Origin of the sequence: Streptomyces sp. NPDC014623 (genome assembly GCF_043088245.1) — a bacterium.
Classification (GTDB): domain Bacteria; phylum Actinomycetota; class Actinomycetes; order Streptomycetales; family Streptomycetaceae; genus Streptomyces.
The window spans coordinates 367,357-383,533 of the sequence record NZ_JBIBZU010000005.1 but is presented as its reverse complement, the minus strand read 5'-3'; the positions used below and the strand labels follow the sequence as shown (position 1 = coordinate 383,533).

16 protein-coding genes and 1 pseudogene are annotated in these 16,177 nt (G+C 71.4%); 7 read left to right on the top strand and 10 right to left on the bottom strand.

Annotated elements, in window-relative coordinates:
• Positions 1–6: 6 nt before the first annotated feature.
• Positions 7–2,433: an ABC transporter gene (locus tag ACF1FZ_RS11945; protein WP_391773230.1), complete on the bottom strand. Its 2,427-nt coding sequence runs from the start codon at positions 2,431–2,433 to the stop codon at positions 7–9.
• A 97-nt stretch (positions 2,434–2,530) separates the two neighbouring features.
• Entirely contained in the window at positions 2,531–2,722 is a 192-nt protein-coding gene (locus ACF1FZ_RS11940) for a DUF6381 family protein (RefSeq protein WP_391773229.1), read from the bottom strand.
• A 185-nt stretch (positions 2,723–2,907) separates the two neighbouring features.
• On the opposite strand from ACF1FZ_RS11940, the gene ACF1FZ_RS11935 reads away from it, so the two are divergent.
• A complete protein-coding gene (locus ACF1FZ_RS11935; RefSeq protein ID WP_391773228.1) occupies positions 2,908–3,234 on the top strand; it encodes a plasmid stabilization protein in 327 nt (108 codons plus the stop codon).
• A gap of 67 nt (positions 3,235–3,301) precedes the next feature.
• A complete protein-coding gene (locus ACF1FZ_RS11930; RefSeq protein WP_391773227.1) occupies positions 3,302–3,790 on the top strand; it encodes a hypothetical protein in 489 nt (162 codons plus the stop codon).
• 39 nt (positions 3,791–3,829) lie between these two features.
• Here ACF1FZ_RS11930 and ACF1FZ_RS11925 read toward each other — a convergent pair whose 3' ends face one another.
• Positions 3,830–4,045, bottom strand: a complete 216-nt coding sequence (locus ACF1FZ_RS11925; RefSeq protein WP_391773226.1) for a dodecin — start codon at positions 4,043–4,045, stop codon at positions 3,830–3,832.
• A 204-nt stretch (positions 4,046–4,249) separates the two neighbouring features.
• On the opposite strand from ACF1FZ_RS11925, the gene ACF1FZ_RS11920 reads away from it, so the two are divergent.
• Positions 4,250–5,506, top strand: coding sequence for an extracellular solute-binding protein (locus ACF1FZ_RS11920; protein WP_391773225.1), 1,257 nt, complete (start codon positions 4,250–4,252; stop codon positions 5,504–5,506).
• 622 nt (positions 5,507–6,128) lie between these two features.
• On the opposite strand, the gene egtD is transcribed toward ACF1FZ_RS11920, so the two are convergent.
• Genes egtD through egtA form a run of 4 tightly spaced genes read right to left on the bottom strand, consistent with a single transcriptional unit; the run spans position 6,129 to position 10,478 of the window.
• A complete protein-coding gene (egtD, locus tag ACF1FZ_RS11915; protein ID WP_391773224.1) occupies positions 6,129–7,091 on the bottom strand; it encodes an L-histidine N(alpha)-methyltransferase in 963 nt (320 codons plus the stop codon).
• Positions 7,088–7,843, bottom strand: a complete 756-nt coding sequence (egtC, locus tag ACF1FZ_RS11910; RefSeq protein ID WP_391773223.1) for an ergothioneine biosynthesis protein EgtC — start codon at positions 7,841–7,843, stop codon at positions 7,088–7,090. The genes egtD and egtC overlap by 4 nt, the downstream gene beginning before the upstream one ends.
• Positions 7,843–9,183 (bottom strand): ergothioneine biosynthesis protein EgtB, encoded by a 1,341-nt coding sequence (gene egtB, locus ACF1FZ_RS11905; RefSeq protein WP_391773222.1) that lies wholly within the window; start codon positions 9,181–9,183, stop codon positions 7,843–7,845. The genes egtC and egtB overlap by 1 nt, the downstream gene beginning before the upstream one ends.
• Positions 9,180–10,478 (bottom strand): ergothioneine biosynthesis glutamate--cysteine ligase EgtA, encoded by a 1,299-nt coding sequence (gene egtA, locus ACF1FZ_RS11900; RefSeq protein WP_391773221.1) that lies wholly within the window; start codon positions 10,476–10,478, stop codon positions 9,180–9,182. The genes egtB and egtA overlap by 4 nt, the downstream gene beginning before the upstream one ends.
• 147 nt (positions 10,479–10,625) lie before the next feature.
• Here egtA and ACF1FZ_RS11895 point away from each other — a divergent pair.
• A pseudogene (locus ACF1FZ_RS11895) lies at positions 10,626–11,440 on the top strand (TIGR02452 family protein).
• Here ACF1FZ_RS11895 and ACF1FZ_RS11890 read toward each other — a convergent pair.
• On the bottom strand, positions 11,425–11,892 hold the full coding sequence (locus ACF1FZ_RS11890) for a type II toxin-antitoxin system PemK/MazF family toxin (RefSeq protein WP_391773220.1): 468 nt from the start codon (positions 11,890–11,892) through the stop codon (positions 11,425–11,427). The pseudogene ACF1FZ_RS11895 and the gene ACF1FZ_RS11890 sit on opposite strands and share 16 nt — an antisense overlap.
• A 202-nt stretch (positions 11,893–12,094) precedes the next feature.
• Here ACF1FZ_RS11890 and ACF1FZ_RS11885 point away from each other — a divergent pair, with 202 nt between their 5' ends.
• Positions 12,095–12,424: a hypothetical protein gene (locus tag ACF1FZ_RS11885; RefSeq protein ID WP_391773219.1), complete on the top strand. Its 330-nt coding sequence runs from the start codon at positions 12,095–12,097 to the stop codon at positions 12,422–12,424.
• Positions 12,425–12,500: 76 nt separating this feature from the next.
• Here ACF1FZ_RS11885 and trxA read toward each other — a convergent pair whose 3' ends face one another.
• Positions 12,501–12,890 carry a thioredoxin gene (gene trxA / locus ACF1FZ_RS11880; protein ID WP_391773218.1) on the bottom strand — a complete coding sequence of 130 codons (390 nt, stop codon included), beginning with the start codon at positions 12,888–12,890 and terminating at the stop codon, positions 12,501–12,503.
• A 114-nt stretch (positions 12,891–13,004) separates the two neighbouring features.
• Between trxA and ACF1FZ_RS11875 the strand changes: the two genes are divergently transcribed.
• On the top strand, positions 13,005–14,450 hold the full coding sequence (locus ACF1FZ_RS11875; RefSeq protein ID WP_391773217.1) for a dihydrolipoyl dehydrogenase family protein: 1,446 nt from the start codon (positions 13,005–13,007) through the stop codon (positions 14,448–14,450).
• A 231-nt stretch (positions 14,451–14,681) separates the two neighbouring features.
• On the opposite strand, the gene ACF1FZ_RS11870 is transcribed toward ACF1FZ_RS11875, so the two are convergent.
• Positions 14,682–15,671: a helix-turn-helix transcriptional regulator gene (locus ACF1FZ_RS11870; RefSeq protein WP_391773216.1), complete on the bottom strand. Its 990-nt coding sequence runs from the start codon at positions 15,669–15,671 to the stop codon at positions 14,682–14,684.
• A 92-nt stretch (positions 15,672–15,763) separates the two neighbouring features.
• Here ACF1FZ_RS11870 and ACF1FZ_RS11865 point away from each other — a divergent pair, with 92 nt between their 5' ends.
• Positions 15,764–16,162: a VOC family protein gene (locus tag ACF1FZ_RS11865; protein ID WP_221354536.1), complete on the top strand. Its 399-nt coding sequence runs from the start codon at positions 15,764–15,766 to the stop codon at positions 16,160–16,162.
• Positions 16,163–16,177 lie beyond the last annotated feature (15 nt).

The window sequence follows — 16,177 nt, the reverse complement described above, 5'->3', positions numbered from 1 at the left end:
GGGGAGTCAGCCCGTCCGCAGTGCCTCCGTCAGGTACGCGGCCGTGCGGCTCCCCCCAGCGCTGGCGACCTCCCGGGGCGTTCCGGTGGCCACGATCCGGCCGCCCCGGTCCCCGCCACCGGGACCCAGGTCGATCACCCGGTCGGCGCCGGCCACCACCGCCATGTCGTGCTCCACGACCACCACCGTGTTCCCCGCGTCCACCAGACCGTGCAGCTGCCGCATCAGCACCTCGACATCGGCCGGGTGCAGGCCCGTCGTCGGCTCGTCCAGCAGATAGAGCGTGTGCCCCCGCCGGGCACGCTGCAGCTCCGTGGCCAGCTTGATCCGCTGCGCCTCACCACCGGACAGTTCCGTCGCCGGCTGTCCCAGACGCAGATAACCGAGCCCCACGTCCAGCAGGGCCCGCAGACTGCGCTCGGCCGCCGGAGTTCCGGCGAGGAAGCCGGCCGCCGCTTCCACCGTCAGGTCCAGCACCCCGGCGATCGTGAGACCGCGCAAGGTGACCTCGAGCGTCCGAGGGTTGTAACGCGCACCGTGACAGTCCGGGCAGGGCGCGTACGTACTGGGCAGGAAGAGGAGCTCGACCGAGACGAATCCCTCGCCCTGGCAGGTCTCGCACCGCCCGCCCGCGACATTGAACGAGAACCGGCCCGCCCGGTACTTCCGGGCCCGCGCCGTCTCCGTGTCCGCGAAGAGCTTCCGTACGACGTCGAACAATCCCGTGTAGGTGGCCAGGTTGGACCGGGGCGTACGGCCGATGGGCCGCTGGTCGACCTGCACGAGCCGGTCCACCGCGTCCAGGCCTTCCGCCGAAGCACAGCCCCGCGCCACCGGGGCGGCCATGTCCTGCGCCGTCTCCGCCGGCCGCCGGTCGGCGAGCACCCCCGCCAGCACCTGCCCGACCAGGGTCGACTTGCCCGACCCCGACACGCCGGTGACCGCGGTCAGCACGCCGAGCGGGAAAGCGGCGTCGACACCGCGCACATTGTGCAGGTCGACCCCGCGCAGCGTGACCCACCCCGAGGGGGTGCGAGGCTCGCGCACCGGCGCCGGGCCCTCACCGAAGAGGAACCGCCGGGTCGCGGATCCGCTCACCCCGGCGAGGCCGGCCGGAGGGCCGCTGTGCAGGACCCGGCCTCCGTGCCCGCCCGCCAGCGGCCCCACATCCACCAGCCAGTCGGCCTGCCGCACCACATCCATCTGGTGTTCCACCACGAACACCGAGTTCCCCGCCTCCTTGAGCCTGCGGAGCACACCGAGCAGTGACTCCGTGTCGGCGGGGTGGAGGCCTGCCGACGGCTCGTCCAGCACGTAGACGACGCCGAACAGCCCTGACCGCAGTTGCGTGGCGAGCCTCAGCCGCTGAAGTTCGCCCGAGGACAGGGTCGGGGCGGTGCGGTCGAGACTGAGGTAGCCGAGACCCAGCTCGGTCACGGAGCCGATCCTGGCCAGCAGGTCGGCCGTCAGCACCCGTGCCGTGCCGCTCCCGTCACCCGCCTCCAGCAGGATCTCGGTGAGGGCGGTGAGGGGGAGCGAGACCAAGTCGGCGATCGTCCGGCCGGCGAAGGTGACCGCCATGGCCTCCGGCCGCAGCCGGCTGCCGCCGCACACCGGACACGGCGCGCCGGTCAGGAAGCGCTCCGCCTTCGCCCGCAGCGTCCGGCTCCTGGAATCCGCGAACGTGTGCATCACATAACGGCGCGCGCTCATGTACGTCCCCTGGTAAGGACGTTGGATCCTGCCCGCTTCGCGCACCGGGTGGACCGTCACCACCGGCTGCTCGTCGGTGAACAGGATCCATTCACGGTCCGCCGGCTCGAGCTCCCGCCACGGCCGCTCGACGTCGTGACCGAGGGCGTCCAGCACGTCGCGCAGATTCTTGCCCTGCCAGGCTCCGGGCCAGGCCGCGATCGCCCCCTCCCGGATCGACAACGACGGATCAGGTACGAGCAGCTCCTCGGTGGTGCGGTGGATCCGCCCCAGGCCGTGGCACTCGGGGCAGGCCCCGGCCGCCGTGTTCGGCGAGAAGGAGTCGGAGTCGAGCCGCTCGGCACCCGGCGGATAGTCACCGGCGCGCGAGAAGAGCATGCGCAGGGAATTGGACAGCGTGGTGACCGTACCCACCGATGAGCGCGCCCCGGGAGCCGACCGGCGCTGCTCCAGCGACACGGCGGGCGGCAGCCCGGTGATCTCGTCCACGTCGGGGGCTCCGACCTGGTGGATCAGCCGACGGGCGTAGGGGGCGACGGACTCGAAATAGCGGCGCTGGGCCTCCGCGTAGATCGTCCCGAATGCCAGGGAGGACTTCCCCGATCCGGAGACGCCGGTGAAGACCGTGAGGGTATCGCGCGGAATGTCGACGTCCACATCGCGGAGATTGTGCTCGCGCGCGCCGCGCACCCGGACGTACGGATCATGGGGGGTGGACATCGGTGGTACGGCTCCGTGAGGGATCGGCGGGATGGGCGTGCTTCTGCCGGTGATCCTCCCGCACAGGTGAGGACCACCGGCAGCCCGGTCCGCGGGCCTACACCATCGGGTCCATGCCCCGGTCGTTCATGGAGCTCTCCTTCTCGCCCTGCTCCCGCAGGCGGCGGGCCTTGTCCTGGAGCCGCTGCCGCTGCTCCGGGTCGGTGGCGCGTTCCGCCGCCTCGTTCAGTTCCTGTGCCTTGGCACGCAGCTGCTGGGCACGGCCGCCGGACTCACCTGCAACGCTCATGATCACTCCTGGATCTGTGGGGGAGCAGACCTTCTCAGCGAAGCAGCGCCGGGGCCCGCCTGCATCTCGAACGGCCACGCTCCGCGACCCGCACCTGCCGGACGCCGTGCCCCGTCCGGCTCCCTCGCCCGGCAGGTGCGGGTGCCGCGGCGCGACATCACCGTCGGACAGCGAGGCGAGGCGTCATGCACGCAGGGTCCAGCTCCAGGCGTGGACGTCGGTACGAGCGCATCGAGGAGGGGGCCGGGAAGCGCGGCACGCCCACGAAGCGCGCCGAGGACATCGCGGCGCGCACCGTCAACAAGGAGCGGGCCCGCTCGGGAGTGTCCGGGACCACGAGCCGATCGTCCCTCCGGAACCCCGAACCGGCTTCCGGGCGCGGTGGGCGGCACTCCCGCAGCGGAGCGCAGGGACCGGCGAAGGGCCAGCCGTACGAGCAGGCCAGGAAGCCCGGCCCCGGGGGCCGGTCCTCGACGGACAAGGAACAGCTGCGCAAGGCACCCGGTCGCTGAGGACCGCGCGCCGGAGCGGAGGAACCCGTCCCCGTCGTGTCCTCCTGCGGCTTCTAGGGTGGGCACCGTGAGTGACGACACCCGGCCGCTGGCCGTTTTCGACCTGGACAACACGCTCGCCGACACCGGCCATCGGCAGCACTTCCTGGAGGGCTCGCGGCGCGACTGGGAGGGCTTCTTCTCGGCGGCGCCCCATGATCCCCCGCTGGAGGCAGGCGTGAGCCTGGTGCTGGCGCGTGCCGGGGAATGCGAGATCGTGTATCTGACCGGCAGGCCAGAGAAGTGCCGCAGGGACACCCTGGCCTGGCTGGAGCGGCAGGGGCTGCCGAAGGGCAGTGTCCACATGCGGCGCAACGCCGACCGGCGGCCGGCCCGCCGCACCAAACTGGAGATCCTGGAGCGGCTGGGCCGGGAACGCGAGGTACGTGTCCTCGTCGATGACGACGAGCTGGTGTGTGACGCGGCCGAGCGGGCCGGATTCACGGTCGTACGTGCCCGATGGGCCGTCACCCCGCCGACGCTGAAGGACGCGCAGGAGCGCGAGGGACGCACCTGAGGCAGGGCTCCGCAGCCGCGTCCCCGGCCGACGTGCCGGTCAGGCGTTCTCGTCGAGCCGGAAGCCGACCTTGAGTCCCACCTGGTAGTGGGCGATGCGGCCGTTCTCGATATGCCCGCGGACCTGGGTCATCTCGAACCAGTCGAGGTTGTGCAACGTTTCGGAGGCCCTCGCGACGCCGTTCTGGATCGCCGCGTCCAGCCCTTCCTCGGAGGTTCCCACGATCTCGGTGACCCTGTAGGTGTGATTGGACATCTAATGTCTCCTTTCGTGATTCCACGGTGCCTCACTCCTCGTCGGCGCGCGAGGTGTCCCGGTCGGTGACCTGTGGGCGCCAGGGACTTGACCTGTGGATTGGTCCATACCAAACTCCGGGCCATACACCCGTGCGAGCGTCGCCCGCAGTCCCCCCATCCGGGTCCTGTCCTGCCGTCGTGCCGTTTCGCAGAAGGTGACCCCGTGAAGATCCGCATACTGGCCGGAGCCGTCGCGCTCGTTTCCTCCTTCGTGCTGAGCGGCTGCGGGCACCTTCCCGGGACAGGCGGCGCCGACCGCACCACGGTGACGGTGTGGCTGATGAAAGGCAGTGCCTCCCAGGACTTCGTGGACCGCTTCAAGGAGTCGTACGAGACCGAGCACCCCTCTGTCGAACTGGAGTTCATCGTTCAGGAGTGGGGCGGCATCGGCCCCAAGGTCCTCGAGGCGATCGAGGGGGACGACGCACCGGACGTCATCGAGGTCGGCAACACCCAGGTCGCCCAGTACGCGAAGAGCGGTGAACTGCGCGATCTCACCCTGGAGTCGATGCGTGACCTGGGCGGGGAGGACTGGCTGCCGGGGCTCGCGGAACCGGGCAAGGTCAACGGCGGGCAGTACGGGATCCCCTGGTACGCGGCCAACCGCGTCGTGATCTACAACAAGGACCTCTTCGCACAGGCCGGCATCACCGAACTCCCCCGGACCCGTGCGGAGTGGGTGGACATCAGCGAGGGACTGGACACCGCCGACCGGCAGGGCATCTACCTCGCCGGGCAGAACTGGTACGTCCTCGCCGGCTTCGTCTGGGACGAGGGCGGAGAGCTGGCCGACGACAGCGGCGGCGGCTGGCAGGGCGCACTCGACTCCCCCGCAGCACTGCGGGGGATGGACTTCTACAAGACACTCCAGGCGCTCGGCGACGGACCCGTGGACGCCGACGAGCAGTCGCCGCCGGAGACCGATGTGTTCGCGGAGGGCGACGTCGCCCAGATCATCTCCGTGCCCGGCAGCGCCGCGCTCATCGAACAGCAGAACCCCGGACTCAAGGGAAGGCTGGGTTACTTCCCCATTCCCGGCAGGAGTGCGAAGAAGCCGGGCGCGGTCTTCACCGGAGGGTCCGACCTCATCGTGCCGGAAGACGCCGACCGGCGGGCGGAGGGCATCGAGGTCGTCAAGGCCCTCGCGGGGGAAAAGTGGCAGACGGAGCTCGCCCGGGCCATGAGCTACGTGCCCAACAAGCCGGCCCTCGCGCGTGCCGTCGAAGGCCAGGAGGGAGCCTCCGCGATGGCGGAGGGAGCAACCGAGGGCCGCGCCACCCCCAATTCGCCCCACTGGCCGGCCGTCGAGGCGGACAACCCCATCAAGCCGTACATGACGGCGGTGCTGAAGGGCGGCGATCCGGCGGAAGAGGCGAGGAAGGCGTCCGACCGCATCACCTCCGCGCTGATCACCGGCTGACCGGCACCGGAGGCCCGGGCCCGCGAACCACGGGATCCAGCCGTCGCCCACCCCCGTGCTCCACAGCGGTCATGCCGGCTCCAGCCGGTCACGGAAGAAGGAGGGGCCGGGCCCCGCGCTCCCGCGACAGCCCGGCGACCGCCCCGCCGATCCGCCCCCGGACACTGCCATGGCCGTGCTGCCCCTCGCCCCACCCGCTCCCGCAGGCGTACCCGCGCCGCGTCAGGTTCCTGCCCCGCCGTTCCCCTGGGCTACCGGGCCTCCCCGGCCACCGGCCAGGACGACGTACGTGCTGCCCGGCGCCCGGGGCACCGGCCCCCGGGTCACGGGCGGCGGTGTCCCGCAGGGCAGCACCCGGTACGGCCGGAGCGACGGCGGCCGGCTCCGGCCCGCCGCCTTCCAGGCCGCGGTCGACGTCGGCACCACCGTCCGCCCGGTCCGCATCGGCTGCCGGACGGCGGTAAGGAGCACAGCGGGGGCCGCGGCTTCCGCCGGGGACGATCCGTCTCGCCGCCTCGCTGTGGTGCGTGGTGCCCGCCGCCGGCCTCGCCGCAGAGACCCGGACCCTCCCGCCCGTCCCCGTGGATGCCGGACCCGGACGGCGGACACCGGTGCGTGCGGCTCAGGCCACCGTCGCCAGCGACAGCGCGAACCTGCCCGCCGCATCCGTCCACCACTGATCCAGCCGCAGCCCCGCCGCGGCCAGCTCGTCCCGGACCCTCTCCTCACGGAATTTCGCCGAGACCTCCGTACGCAGTTCCTCGCCCTGCTCGAACCGCACCACGAGATCCAGCTCCCGGACCTTGACCGTCAGCGCCCGCCGGGCACGCAACCGCATCTCGATCCACTCGTGGTCCGGGTCCCACAGGGCCACATGGCTGAAGTCGCCGGCCGGGAAGTCCGCTCCCAGCTCACGATTGACCACCGCCAGTACGTTCTTGTTGAAGTCGGCCGTCACCCCGGCGGCGTCGTCGTACGCCGCGACGAGAGCGGCCTCGTCCTTGACCAGGTCCGTCCCGAGCAACAGCCCGTCCCCGGGCACCAGCCTCGTGCGCACGGACCGCAGGAACTCCGCACGCTCCTCCGGGAGCAGGTTGCCCAGAGTGCCGCCGAGGAACGCCACGAGCCGCGGACCGGGGCTCTCGGGCAGTTCCAGGGCATGTGTGAAGTCGGCCACGAGCGCATGCACGGAGAGCCCCGGCCGCTCGGCCAGCAGCGCCTCCGCCGCGCCCGTGAGGGCACTCTCGCTGACATCGACCGGCACATACGTGTGCAGCGCCGGCAGCGCGTCCAGCAGATGCCTCGTCTTCTCCGAGGAGCCGGACCCCAGCTCGATCAGGGTCCGTGCCCCGGACGCCGCGGCGATGGCATCGGCACGGGCGATCAGGATCTCCCGTTCGGCACGCGTCGGGTAGTACTCGGCCAGCCGGGTGATCTCCTCGAAGAGTTCACTGCCGCGCGCGTCGTAGAACCACTTGGGCGGCAGCGCCTTCGGGCGCCGCGTCAGACCGCTCAGCACGTCGGCGCGCAGCGCCGCGTCCGTCGCGTCCGCAGGCAGGGTGCGGGTCAGCAGGAAGGGACTCACGCAGTGGGCTCCTTGAGCGGGGTCAGCAGGACATCGGTGCGCGTCGCCGCCAGCAGAGTACGGTCCGGGACCTCGCGCCAGGACGGATCGTCGTCGTACGGCTCCGAGGCCACCACCGTGCGGCGGCCCGGGGAATGGAGGAACCAGAGGGAATCGCCCCATGCGGTCGCCACGACGGTGGAACCGTCGGTGAGCAGCAGATTGAGGCGTGAACCGGGTGCGGCGGTGCCGACATCGAGAACCGTGTCCGCGGCCGCCTGCGCCATCTCGTCACCCTGCGCCGTCCGGTGCAGCACCAGCGCCCATATCAGCGCCGAATCGCTCCGCGCAGCCAGGGTGAGCAGCCGCTCGGGCGGCAGAGCACCGGCCAGAGGCGCCAGGGAGCCGGGCCAGCCCCGCACCGCACCGTTGTGGCTGAACAGCAGAGGCCCTTCGGTGAAGGGAGCAGCGGCCGCCTCCCCGTCCGCCCCGGCGAACGTCGCGTCACGGACCGCGGCGAGCAGTGCCGTGCTGCGCACCACCCGGGCCAGATCGGCGAAGGTCTCGTCGCCCCAGACGGGACCGGCACCGCGGTAGCGGCCCGGCACGGGGTCCCCGTCCGCGTACCAGCCGACTCCGAACCCGTCGGCGTTGACGGTGCCGTACCGCTGACGCCGGGGTTCCCAGGACTGGCGCACGAGCCCGTGATGAGGGGTGGTGAGTATCTCGCCGAGCGCCACAGGGGAACCGACGTAAGCGATGTGGCGGCACATCAGGCGTCCCTCGCCGTGCGGAACCCGGAGAAGATCTGACGGCGGACGGGAAGGTCCCAGTTGCGGAACGTGCCGCGGCAGGCTACCTGGTCCACGGCGAACGAACCGCCGCGCAGTACTTTGTGCCCCGGCCCGAAGAACACTTCCGAATACTCCCGGTACGGGAACGCGACGAAGCCCGGATAGGGCAGGAAGTCGCTCGAGGTCCATTCCCACACATCGCCGATCAGCTGGCCCGCGCCCGCCGGCGAGCGGCCGGCCGGGTACGCGCCGGCTGCTGCGGGCCGCAGGTGCCGCTGCCCCAGATTGGCCCGTTCGGGTGTCGGGTCGCCGTCGCCCCAGGGATAGCGCAGCGAACGCCCGGAGACGGGATCGTGGCGGGCGGCCTTCTCCCATTCCGGCTCGGTCGGCAGGCGCCGGCCCGCCCAGCGGGCGTATGCGTCCGCCTCGTACCAGCTGACGTGGAGGACAGGCTCGTCCGGCTGCACGGGCTCGGTCACCCCGAAGCGCCGCCGCAGCCACTGCCCGGCGTCCCGGTGCCAGAACAGGGGGGCGGCCAGGTCGTGTCCGCGGACCATCGCCCAGCCCTCGGGCGCCCACCAGCGTTCGTCGGTGTAGCCGCCGTCCTCGATGAACCGCTGGTAGGCCCCGCAGGTGACCGGGGCGGTGTCGATGTGGAACGCCGCCACCTCGCGCCGGTGCGCGGGGCGCTCGTTGTCCAGGGCCCAGGGTTCGGTGGAGGTCCCCATGGTGAAGGGGCCCTCGGGGACCAGGACCTCGGAGGGCAGCCCGGCTGCGCCGGACGGTCCCGGGGGTTCCGGAGCCGTGAGCACCGCCGGACCCGACCGGAGCTGGTGGGTGATCAGCATCGTTTCGTCGTGCTGTTGTTCGTGCTGAGCGACCATGCCGAAGGCGAATCCCGCCCGCTCCAGCGGACGGCCCCCGCCGTGCAGCGGCGCGCCACCGAGGATGTCCAGGGCCCGGCCGCGTACCTCGGCGGCGTACGTCCGTGCCTCCGCGGGCGCCAACAGGGGCAGCGAGGGCCGGCTGGCCCGGGAGTGCTCGAAGGCGTCGTACAGTCCGTCGATCTCGGGGCGCATCGCCTCGCGGCCGCCCACGGCCCGCAGCAGCCACAGCTCCTCCTGGTTGCCGATGTGCGCCAGGTCCCAGACCAACGGCGACATCAGGGGGGAGTGCTGTGCGGTGAGGTCGTGATCGTCGACGCTGTCGGTGAGCAGGGCGGTGCGCTCGCGGGCACCGAGGAGTGCGGCCAGGGTGCGTTCGCGCAGCGTCTCCGCGTCCGGTTCCCGGCCGGTGCGCGGAGCAGGAGTGCCAGTCATCGGACCAAGCCCTTTCCGTACGGTCCCTGTGCGGGGTCGGGGAGATCGTCGGCCGGACACCGGCCCCGGGCCACATAACGTTCGTGGAAGGCGGCGACCGTACCGATGACGTGGTCACTCGCCCCGAGCCCGGGCAGCGCCTCCAGCGCGGCCCTGAAGCACACGGCTGCCGCCGCCGCGAGCTCCGGATCGCTCAGCCCCTCGCGGGCCGCAGCCGTCCAGAGCGGGTTGCGGGGGGCTGCGGGAGACCCCGCGGTCTCGGCCAGAGGCTTCACGGTGCGGTACACGGTTTCCGCCGCCTCCGGATCGTCGAACAGAGCGGTGGTGACGGCCAGCGGCACCAGCCAGCCGTCGGTGCCGCTCTGGGCATCGATCATGCGCAGCTCCAGATGCCCGCGCGGGCGCACCGGGGGAAAGAGCGTGGTGAGGTGATAGTCGAGATCGGCCCGCACCGGCGGCCTCGGCCCGCCGCCGCGGATCCAGTCCCGGAACGTCAGACCGTCCGGCACGTCCCAGGGACCGTCATCGGTCCGGACGCACATCACGGGTGTGGCGAGCACGTGGGAGGCCCAGGCGTCCCGGGGCGCGAGAAGGCTCTGCGGCGCGAGCGTCCTGTGCGGATCGAGATCGGCCCACAGCGCCTGCCGGGTCGAACGCCAGCCCGTGCGCCGCCCCCGCCGGAACGGCGAATTGGCGAACGCGGCGACCAGCACCGCGCCCAACAGGTGCCCGAGCTGCCAGCGCCGCCCGTAACCCAGTGGCCCCGGCTCCTCCTCCCCGGCGTCCAGGCAGACCTGGACGGAGGCGGAGGTGCACATCATGGCGCGGCCGGCGGAACCCGAGCGGTCGAGCGCGATTTCCATGGCGTCGTAACGCGGCTCCCGCAGCAGACGGCGAGGCGAATGCCACGGGTCCACACCGATGCCGGCCAGGACCAGCCCGGCACGGCCGAGGGTGTCACGTACGGAGGCCAGATCGGCGGCCGTGGCGTCGATGCACGCCATCAGGGAGCCCGCGGGGCGGGAGCTCAGCTCCAGCTGACCACCCGGTTCGAAAGTCAGGGCAGCGTCCAGCGAGGTCGCGCGCACGGCGTCCGCCGAGGCGCGCAGACGGTCGTGGGAGACGACGGCCTCGGGATGTTCACGGTCGTGAATGAGCCATTCCAGCTCCACCCCGACCGTCCGGGGCGGTCCCGTCTTGAAACATATGCCGTGGAGGAGACCCTCCGCCTCTTCCTCACCGAGGGGCGCGCCGTCGACGGGCGGGCCGTGCCGGCCAAGAGTGTCCGGGGGCATGCTGGGCCTCCTCTTCGGGTGCTTCCTTCCCACCCAAACCCTTACCGGCAGTTCGCACAAGGGTGCCCCTCAGTGGCGGAGAACCGGTTGCGTCCATGCCGCCGTGGCATCCAGCATGCCCCGTATGCACCACACGGGGACGCGCCCATGCGCGCACCACTGCGCGGCATCGCGCGAAAGACCGAGTCCATCGTGCCGGCCGGACGGTGCCGCACCCCGAGGAGCGCGAGGTGACGATCGAGCGTGCTCTGGCCGACGCGTTCCCGGGCACTCGGCTGTACGTGCCCATGACCGTCCTGGACACCGATCGCAGCCCGGTCGTCGAGGTGGCGGACGAGACGAGCCTGCAGGCGGCGCGGCGGATGAGGGGTGAGGCGGCCGCCGAGGTCGCCGTGCCGAACCACGCCTCCGCCCGCAACCCCGGCGGCGGCTGTCTGAACGGTGCGCAGGCCCAGGAGGAGCCCCTGTGCCGCGGTTCCGCACTCCACGCCACGCTGCTGCGGGCCCCCGGGTCCTGCGCACATCACCGTGCCGAGCGCGGTGCTTCCACACCGGCCGGGTCATCCACCCACCTGGCGTGCCGGTCTTCCGCGACGGCCGGGGCAGACTGCTGGAGTCCCCGTGTGCCGCCGGATCCCTCACCTCACCCGCACCCGACGCCGAAGTCCTCCGCCGCCGGGCCCCGGCCTGGTCCCTCGCACACCCGCCGCCCCGGCGGACCGCGCCGAGCGGGTGCTCGAGGCCGCCCGTGGCTACCGGCGGCTGGTACCGGGCGCGTGGGCTACGGCGTCTTCATGAACGACCCGGCCGAGGTGACCGACGCGTTCCGCGTCCTGCTCACCGGCGGCGGGCGGTTCGCGGGTCACTTCGAGCAGATCGTCTCCGGCGTCCCGGACCGTGATCCCGATTCCGCGGTCCCGGCGGCCTTCGCCCGGGCGTTCGGCGGTCAGCTCCAGCCGTAGCGCTCCCGCAGCCGCCCCACGACCAGGTCGTACCTGCCCGGGTCCAGCGCACAGGCCTCGCGCCGCATCCCGTCCTCATGCACCCGCAGTACCCGGTCCAGATCCACCCAGGACGGCCGTCCCGAGCTGTCCCACGGACCCGCGCCGAGCGCGATCCACTCGTGGTCCCCTTCGTGCTGCTTGCTGGACAGCTGTACGGCGAGAAGGGTGCCCTCCTCCTCCCGGGCTACGACGAGAACCGGCCGGTCCTTGCCGCGCCCGTCCCTCTCCTCGAACGGAACCCAGGTCCAGACGATCTCACCGGGATCCGGGGCGCCGTCGCGGTCGGGAGCGTACGAGGTCCGTACGGGTCCCACATCGTGGGGTTCGGCCTGCGCGGTGGCGGCCGGTCCGCTGCGACCGGGGAAGTCGGTCGTGCTGTCGCTGCTGTGGTTGGTGTGCTGGAACGTCATCGCAACACCGTAGGACCTGTACGGTCCGATTCGTGGAGCGGGGCGGCGAAACGGGCCGCAGACCCGGCCTCATGGCCGCACCGTTCCCCTCCGGTGCGCACGAGTGAGCAACCGGACTCGTTGCTGTCTTCGGGCGCCTCCCTGACGGCGGCCAAGGCGTTGCGACATGCGCGGCAGGCCGCGGATGTCTAGCGTCGTCGGCATGAGCCATCCGCAGAGCTACGAGATCCTGCTGTTCCCGGAACCGGAGGAATCCGCCGCCGGGACACCCGCGCCCGGCACCGCCATCCGCTCCGCGGTCGTGGCAGCCACCGGGGACACCGGGACATCGGGCTACCCGCGTTACACCGGGGACGGCATGGAAGCGGACATCGACCCGGCCTCACACACCGTGGAGGCCCTCCTGGTGGACGGTTCGGAGCTGACCTACGGCCTCACCGTCAGGATCGCCGAGCACATCGGCGGGACGGAGGCAGCAGAGGGGTACCACGGCGGCGAAGCGCCGCGACCCGGGCCACCCCGGAACAGCTGAACCGGCGCCGTCACACGACGACGGCCCGGCCGAGAGCGGCCGGGCCGACCTCACGTCTGCCGCAGGTCCTCAGGGGCTACTGCTGCTCCTGTTGTGCCTGCTGCGCCCGCTGCTGCTCCTCGACGGACTTGCGCACCTCGTCCATGTCGAGGTTGCGCGCCTGACCGATGACATCCTCCAGGGCGGACTCGGGGAGCGCGCCGGGCTGCGAGAAGACGGCCACATTCTCTCGGACGATCATCAGCGTGGGGATGGACCGGATCTCGAAGGCAGCTGCCAGTTCCTGCTGCGCCTCCGTGTCGACCTTGGCGAAGACCAGGTCGGGGTGGCGCTCGGACGCCGAATCGTAGACAGGGGCGAACTGCCGGCACGGACCGCACCAGGAAGCCCAGAAGTCGATCAGCAGGAATTCGTTGTCGCTCACGACCTGATCGAAGTTTTCCTTGGTGAGCTCTACAGTGCTCATACTCTGTACCTCTTCCTGGGGCTGCTCGGACCTGTCCGGCACAACCGCGACGCCACGTGCGGTATTCCGCCTGCCCATGTGGCCGCGACGCACACCCGCGAGGACACTGTTCCCATGAATGATGTTGCTGGTGTGCAGAACAGGGAATACGACGTCGTCGTCATCGGGGCCGGTCCGGTGGGTGAGAACGTGGCGGACCGCGCCAGGGCCGCCGGACTGAGCACCGCGGTGATCGAGTCCGAGCTCATCGGCGGTGAGTGCTCGTACTGGGCGTGCATGCCCAGCAAGGCACTGCTGCGTCCGGTTCTCGCCCGCGCCGACGCACGCCGTGTCCCTGGTCTGAGCGGAGCGGTGCAGGGGCCGCTCGACGCGGACGCCGTCCTGGCCTACCGCGACGAGGAGACCTCCCACTGGAAGGACGACGGCCAGGTCGCCTGGCTGGAGTCCGTCGGCGCGGACATCTACCGCGGCACCGGCCGGCTGACCGGGGTCCGGCAGGTGTCCGTCACGGCCGCCGACGGGTCGGAACAGCACCTCACCGCGCGGCACGCCGTCGCCGTCTGCACCGGGAGCCGGGCTGTCGTCCCCGCACTGCCCGGCATCGCGGACGTCCGGCCGTGGACCAGCCGCGAGGCGACCAGCGCCAAAGAGGTGCCGGGCCGTCTCGTCGTCGTGGGCGGGGGAGTGGTCGGCGTGGAGATGGCCACCGTGTGGCAGGGACTGGGCGCCGAGGTGACGATGCTGATCCGGGGCAAGCGGCTGCTCCCCAGGATGGAGCCCTTCGCGGGTGAGCTGGTCGCCGAGGCCCTGGCCGGCGCCGGTGTGCGGATCCTGACGGGAGTGTCGGCCAGGGACGTGCGCAGGGCGGGCCGCGACGGCCCGGTCACCGTCGAACTGGACAACGGGGAACGGCTGGAGACCGACGAGATCCTCTTCGCCACCGGCCGTGCCCCCCGCACCGATGACCTCGGCCTCGACACGGTGGGGCTCACACCCGGATCCTGGCTCGCCGTCGACGACAGCTGCCTGGTGGAAGGCAGCGACTGGCTGTACGCGGTCGGCGATGTGAACCACCGTGCCCTGCTGACCCACCAGGGCAAGTACCAGGCCCGCATCGCCGGAGCCGCGATCGCGGCCCGAGCGCAGGAAAACCCCGTGCTGGAGACGGGCCGCTGGGGTGCGCACGCGGCCACCGCCGATCACGCCGCCGTCCCCCAGGTCGTGTTCACGGACCCGGAGGCCGCCTCGGTCGGCCTCACGCTCGCCGAGGCGGAAGCGGCGGGTCACCGGGTCCGCGCCGTCGACCACGACCTGGCCTCGGTCGCCGGCTCCGGCTTGTACGCACAGGGGTACAAGGGCCGGGCCAGGATGATCGTCGACCTGGACCGCGAGATCCTGCTCGGCGTCACCTTCGTCGGACCGGGCATCGGCGAACTGCTGCATTCGGCGACGATCGCCGTGACCGGCGAAGTACCGATCGATCGCCTGTGGCACGCGGTCCCCGCCTACCCGACGATCAGCGAGGTGTGGCTGCGGCTGCTGGAGTCGTTTAGGGGGTAGGAGCCGCCGTCGAGGCTAGACACCGGGGGGCGGGTGGGGCGCATGGCCGAACCTGTGGCCGATTGTCGGCAGGTGCGCCTCGCTCGGGCAGGCCCGTTGAATCCCCTGGTTGTGCGTTGCGGCCGAGGAAGATACGAACCAGGACGGCCGTCGGCTCATGGCGGGACAGCCCTTAGTCGTCAACTGGCGTGCGGCTAGGTGTGCCGTCTCATGACATTGGTTCTTCGCCTGTCAGGCTTGGCGGGCATAGGACGTGAAGCGATCGGCGAGCGCGATGACGAGGGCGCGGAGTTCATCGGGGTGCTCGATGGCGAACGGCCGGTCGAGTGAGGCGAGTACCGGAGGCAACCAGTCGAGCCGCTCCGCCCGTAGCTCGACGCGCAGCCAGTGCTCGGCCGCCGGGTCCTGGCCGGCCGCGGGCTCGTGCTCCTCCAGACTCGCGACGCCGGCGGGGAGGTGGGCGCGGATCTGCTCAACTGTCCCGTGGATCCGCAAGATGACCTGATGCCTGTACTCGGCCGTGGCGAATCCTGACAACACGCGTTGTGCCGGACCGGGACCCACGGGCGCTTCGAATGAGCCGGGCAGGGCCCTCGCGGCTGCGATGCGATCGAGCCGGAAGGTTCGGTCCTCGCCGACCTGGGCGTCCTTGCCCGTCACGTACCACCGGCCCGCATGGGCGACGATCCCGTACGCGTGCAGTGTGCGTTCGCTGCGCCGTCCGTCGCGGTCGGTGTAGCGGATCGAGACCGGTCGGCGGTGGCGCACCGCATCGGCGATGGTGAGCAGGAGCCCGGCGTCCGGGTGGTCCAGCTCGCCGGGCTGATCCGTGAAGGCGAGAGCTTCCAGGAGTGTGTCGAGCCGGCGGGCGATGTGCTTGGGCAGCACCCGCCGGATCTTCGCTGACGCCGTCTCGTTTGCCGTGCGCTCCGTCGTCGTCAGCTCTGCCCGGCGGCCGGCGACCAGGCCGAGCAGCACGGCCAGCGCCTCGTCGTCGCTGAGCATGAGCGGAGGCAAGCGGTACCCGGGAGCCAGCCGGTACCCGCCGTAGCGGCCGCGCACCGACTCCACGGGCACGTCCAGCTCGATCAGTTGGTCCACATACCGCCGCACAGTGCGCCCTTCGACGCCGAGACGGTCGGCGAGCTCGGCCACAGTCCGGGTGCCGCCCGACTGCAGTAGCTCCAGGAGTCTCAGCACGCGGCCGGTGGGTCGTGACATATTCGCAGCCTAACGCGCATACAGGACCGATTCTGTCCACTATTTCTCCTAGCCTGAGACTGCACGCCTCCAGCACAACCAAGGAGATACCCATGGACTTCGTCTCGATCCGCATCATCACCAGCGACGTCGCACGCCTCGTCGAGTTCTACGAGCGAGCTACAGGGATGCAGGCGATACGGGCCACCGAGGACTTCGCCGAACTCAAGACCGCGGGCGCAACCCTCGCGATCGCCGGCACCCGCACCGTCCCGCTGTTCGCCCCGGGCTCTGCCCGCCCGGCGGACAACCACAGCGTGATCATCGAGTTCCTCGTCGACGACGTGGACCGCGTTCACCAGAACCTGACCGGCTTCGTCACCGACTTCGTCAACGAGCCCACCACGATGCCCTGGGGCAACCGGTCGCTGTTGTTCCGCGACCCCGACGGCAACCTCGTCAACTTCTTCACCCCCGTCACCCCGGAGGCCATCGAAAAGTTCGCACGCTGACGCCACGCACAGCTG

What these genes read in the sequence shown, in the direction of transcription:
- ACF1FZ_RS11890 (WP_391773220.1), bottom strand. Translation starts at nt 11,892, where the DNA reads ATGACGTTCCAGCACACCAACCACAGCAGCGACAGCACGACCGACTTC.
- trxA (WP_391773218.1), bottom strand. Translation starts at nt 12,890, where the DNA reads ATGAGCACTGTAGAGCTCACCAAGGAAAACTTCGATCAGGTCGTGAGC.
- ACF1FZ_RS11945 (WP_391773230.1), bottom strand. Translation starts at nt 2,433, where the DNA reads ATGTCCACCCCCCATGATCCGTACGTCCGGGTGCGCGGCGCGCGCGAG.
- ACF1FZ_RS11940 (WP_391773229.1), bottom strand. Translation starts at nt 2,722, where the DNA reads ATGAGCGTTGCAGGTGAGTCCGGCGGCCGTGCCCAGCAGCTGCGTGCC.
- egtB (WP_391773222.1), bottom strand. Translation starts at nt 9,183, where the DNA reads ATGACTGGCACTCCTGCTCCGCGCACCGGCCGGGAACCGGACGCGGAG.
- ACF1FZ_RS11935 (WP_391773228.1), top strand. Translation starts at nt 2,908, where the DNA reads ATGCACGCAGGGTCCAGCTCCAGGCGTGGACGTCGGTACGAGCGCATC.
- ACF1FZ_RS11875 (WP_391773217.1), top strand. Translation starts at nt 13,005, where the DNA reads ATGAATGATGTTGCTGGTGTGCAGAACAGGGAATACGACGTCGTCGTC.
- egtC (WP_391773223.1), bottom strand. Translation starts at nt 7,843, where the DNA reads ATGTGCCGCCACATCGCTTACGTCGGTTCCCCTGTGGCGCTCGGCGAG.
- egtA (WP_391773221.1), bottom strand. Translation starts at nt 10,478, where the DNA reads ATGCCCCCGGACACTCTTGGCCGGCACGGCCCGCCCGTCGACGGCGCG.
- ACF1FZ_RS11870 (WP_391773216.1), bottom strand. Translation starts at nt 15,671, where the DNA reads ATGTCACGACCCACCGGCCGCGTGCTGAGACTCCTGGAGCTACTGCAG.
- ACF1FZ_RS11925 (WP_391773226.1), bottom strand. Translation starts at nt 4,045, where the DNA reads ATGTCCAATCACACCTACAGGGTCACCGAGATCGTGGGAACCTCCGAG.
- ACF1FZ_RS11865 (WP_221354536.1), top strand. Translation starts at nt 15,764, where the DNA reads ATGGACTTCGTCTCGATCCGCATCATCACCAGCGACGTCGCACGCCTC.
- ACF1FZ_RS11885 (WP_391773219.1), top strand. Translation starts at nt 12,095, where the DNA reads ATGAGCCATCCGCAGAGCTACGAGATCCTGCTGTTCCCGGAACCGGAG.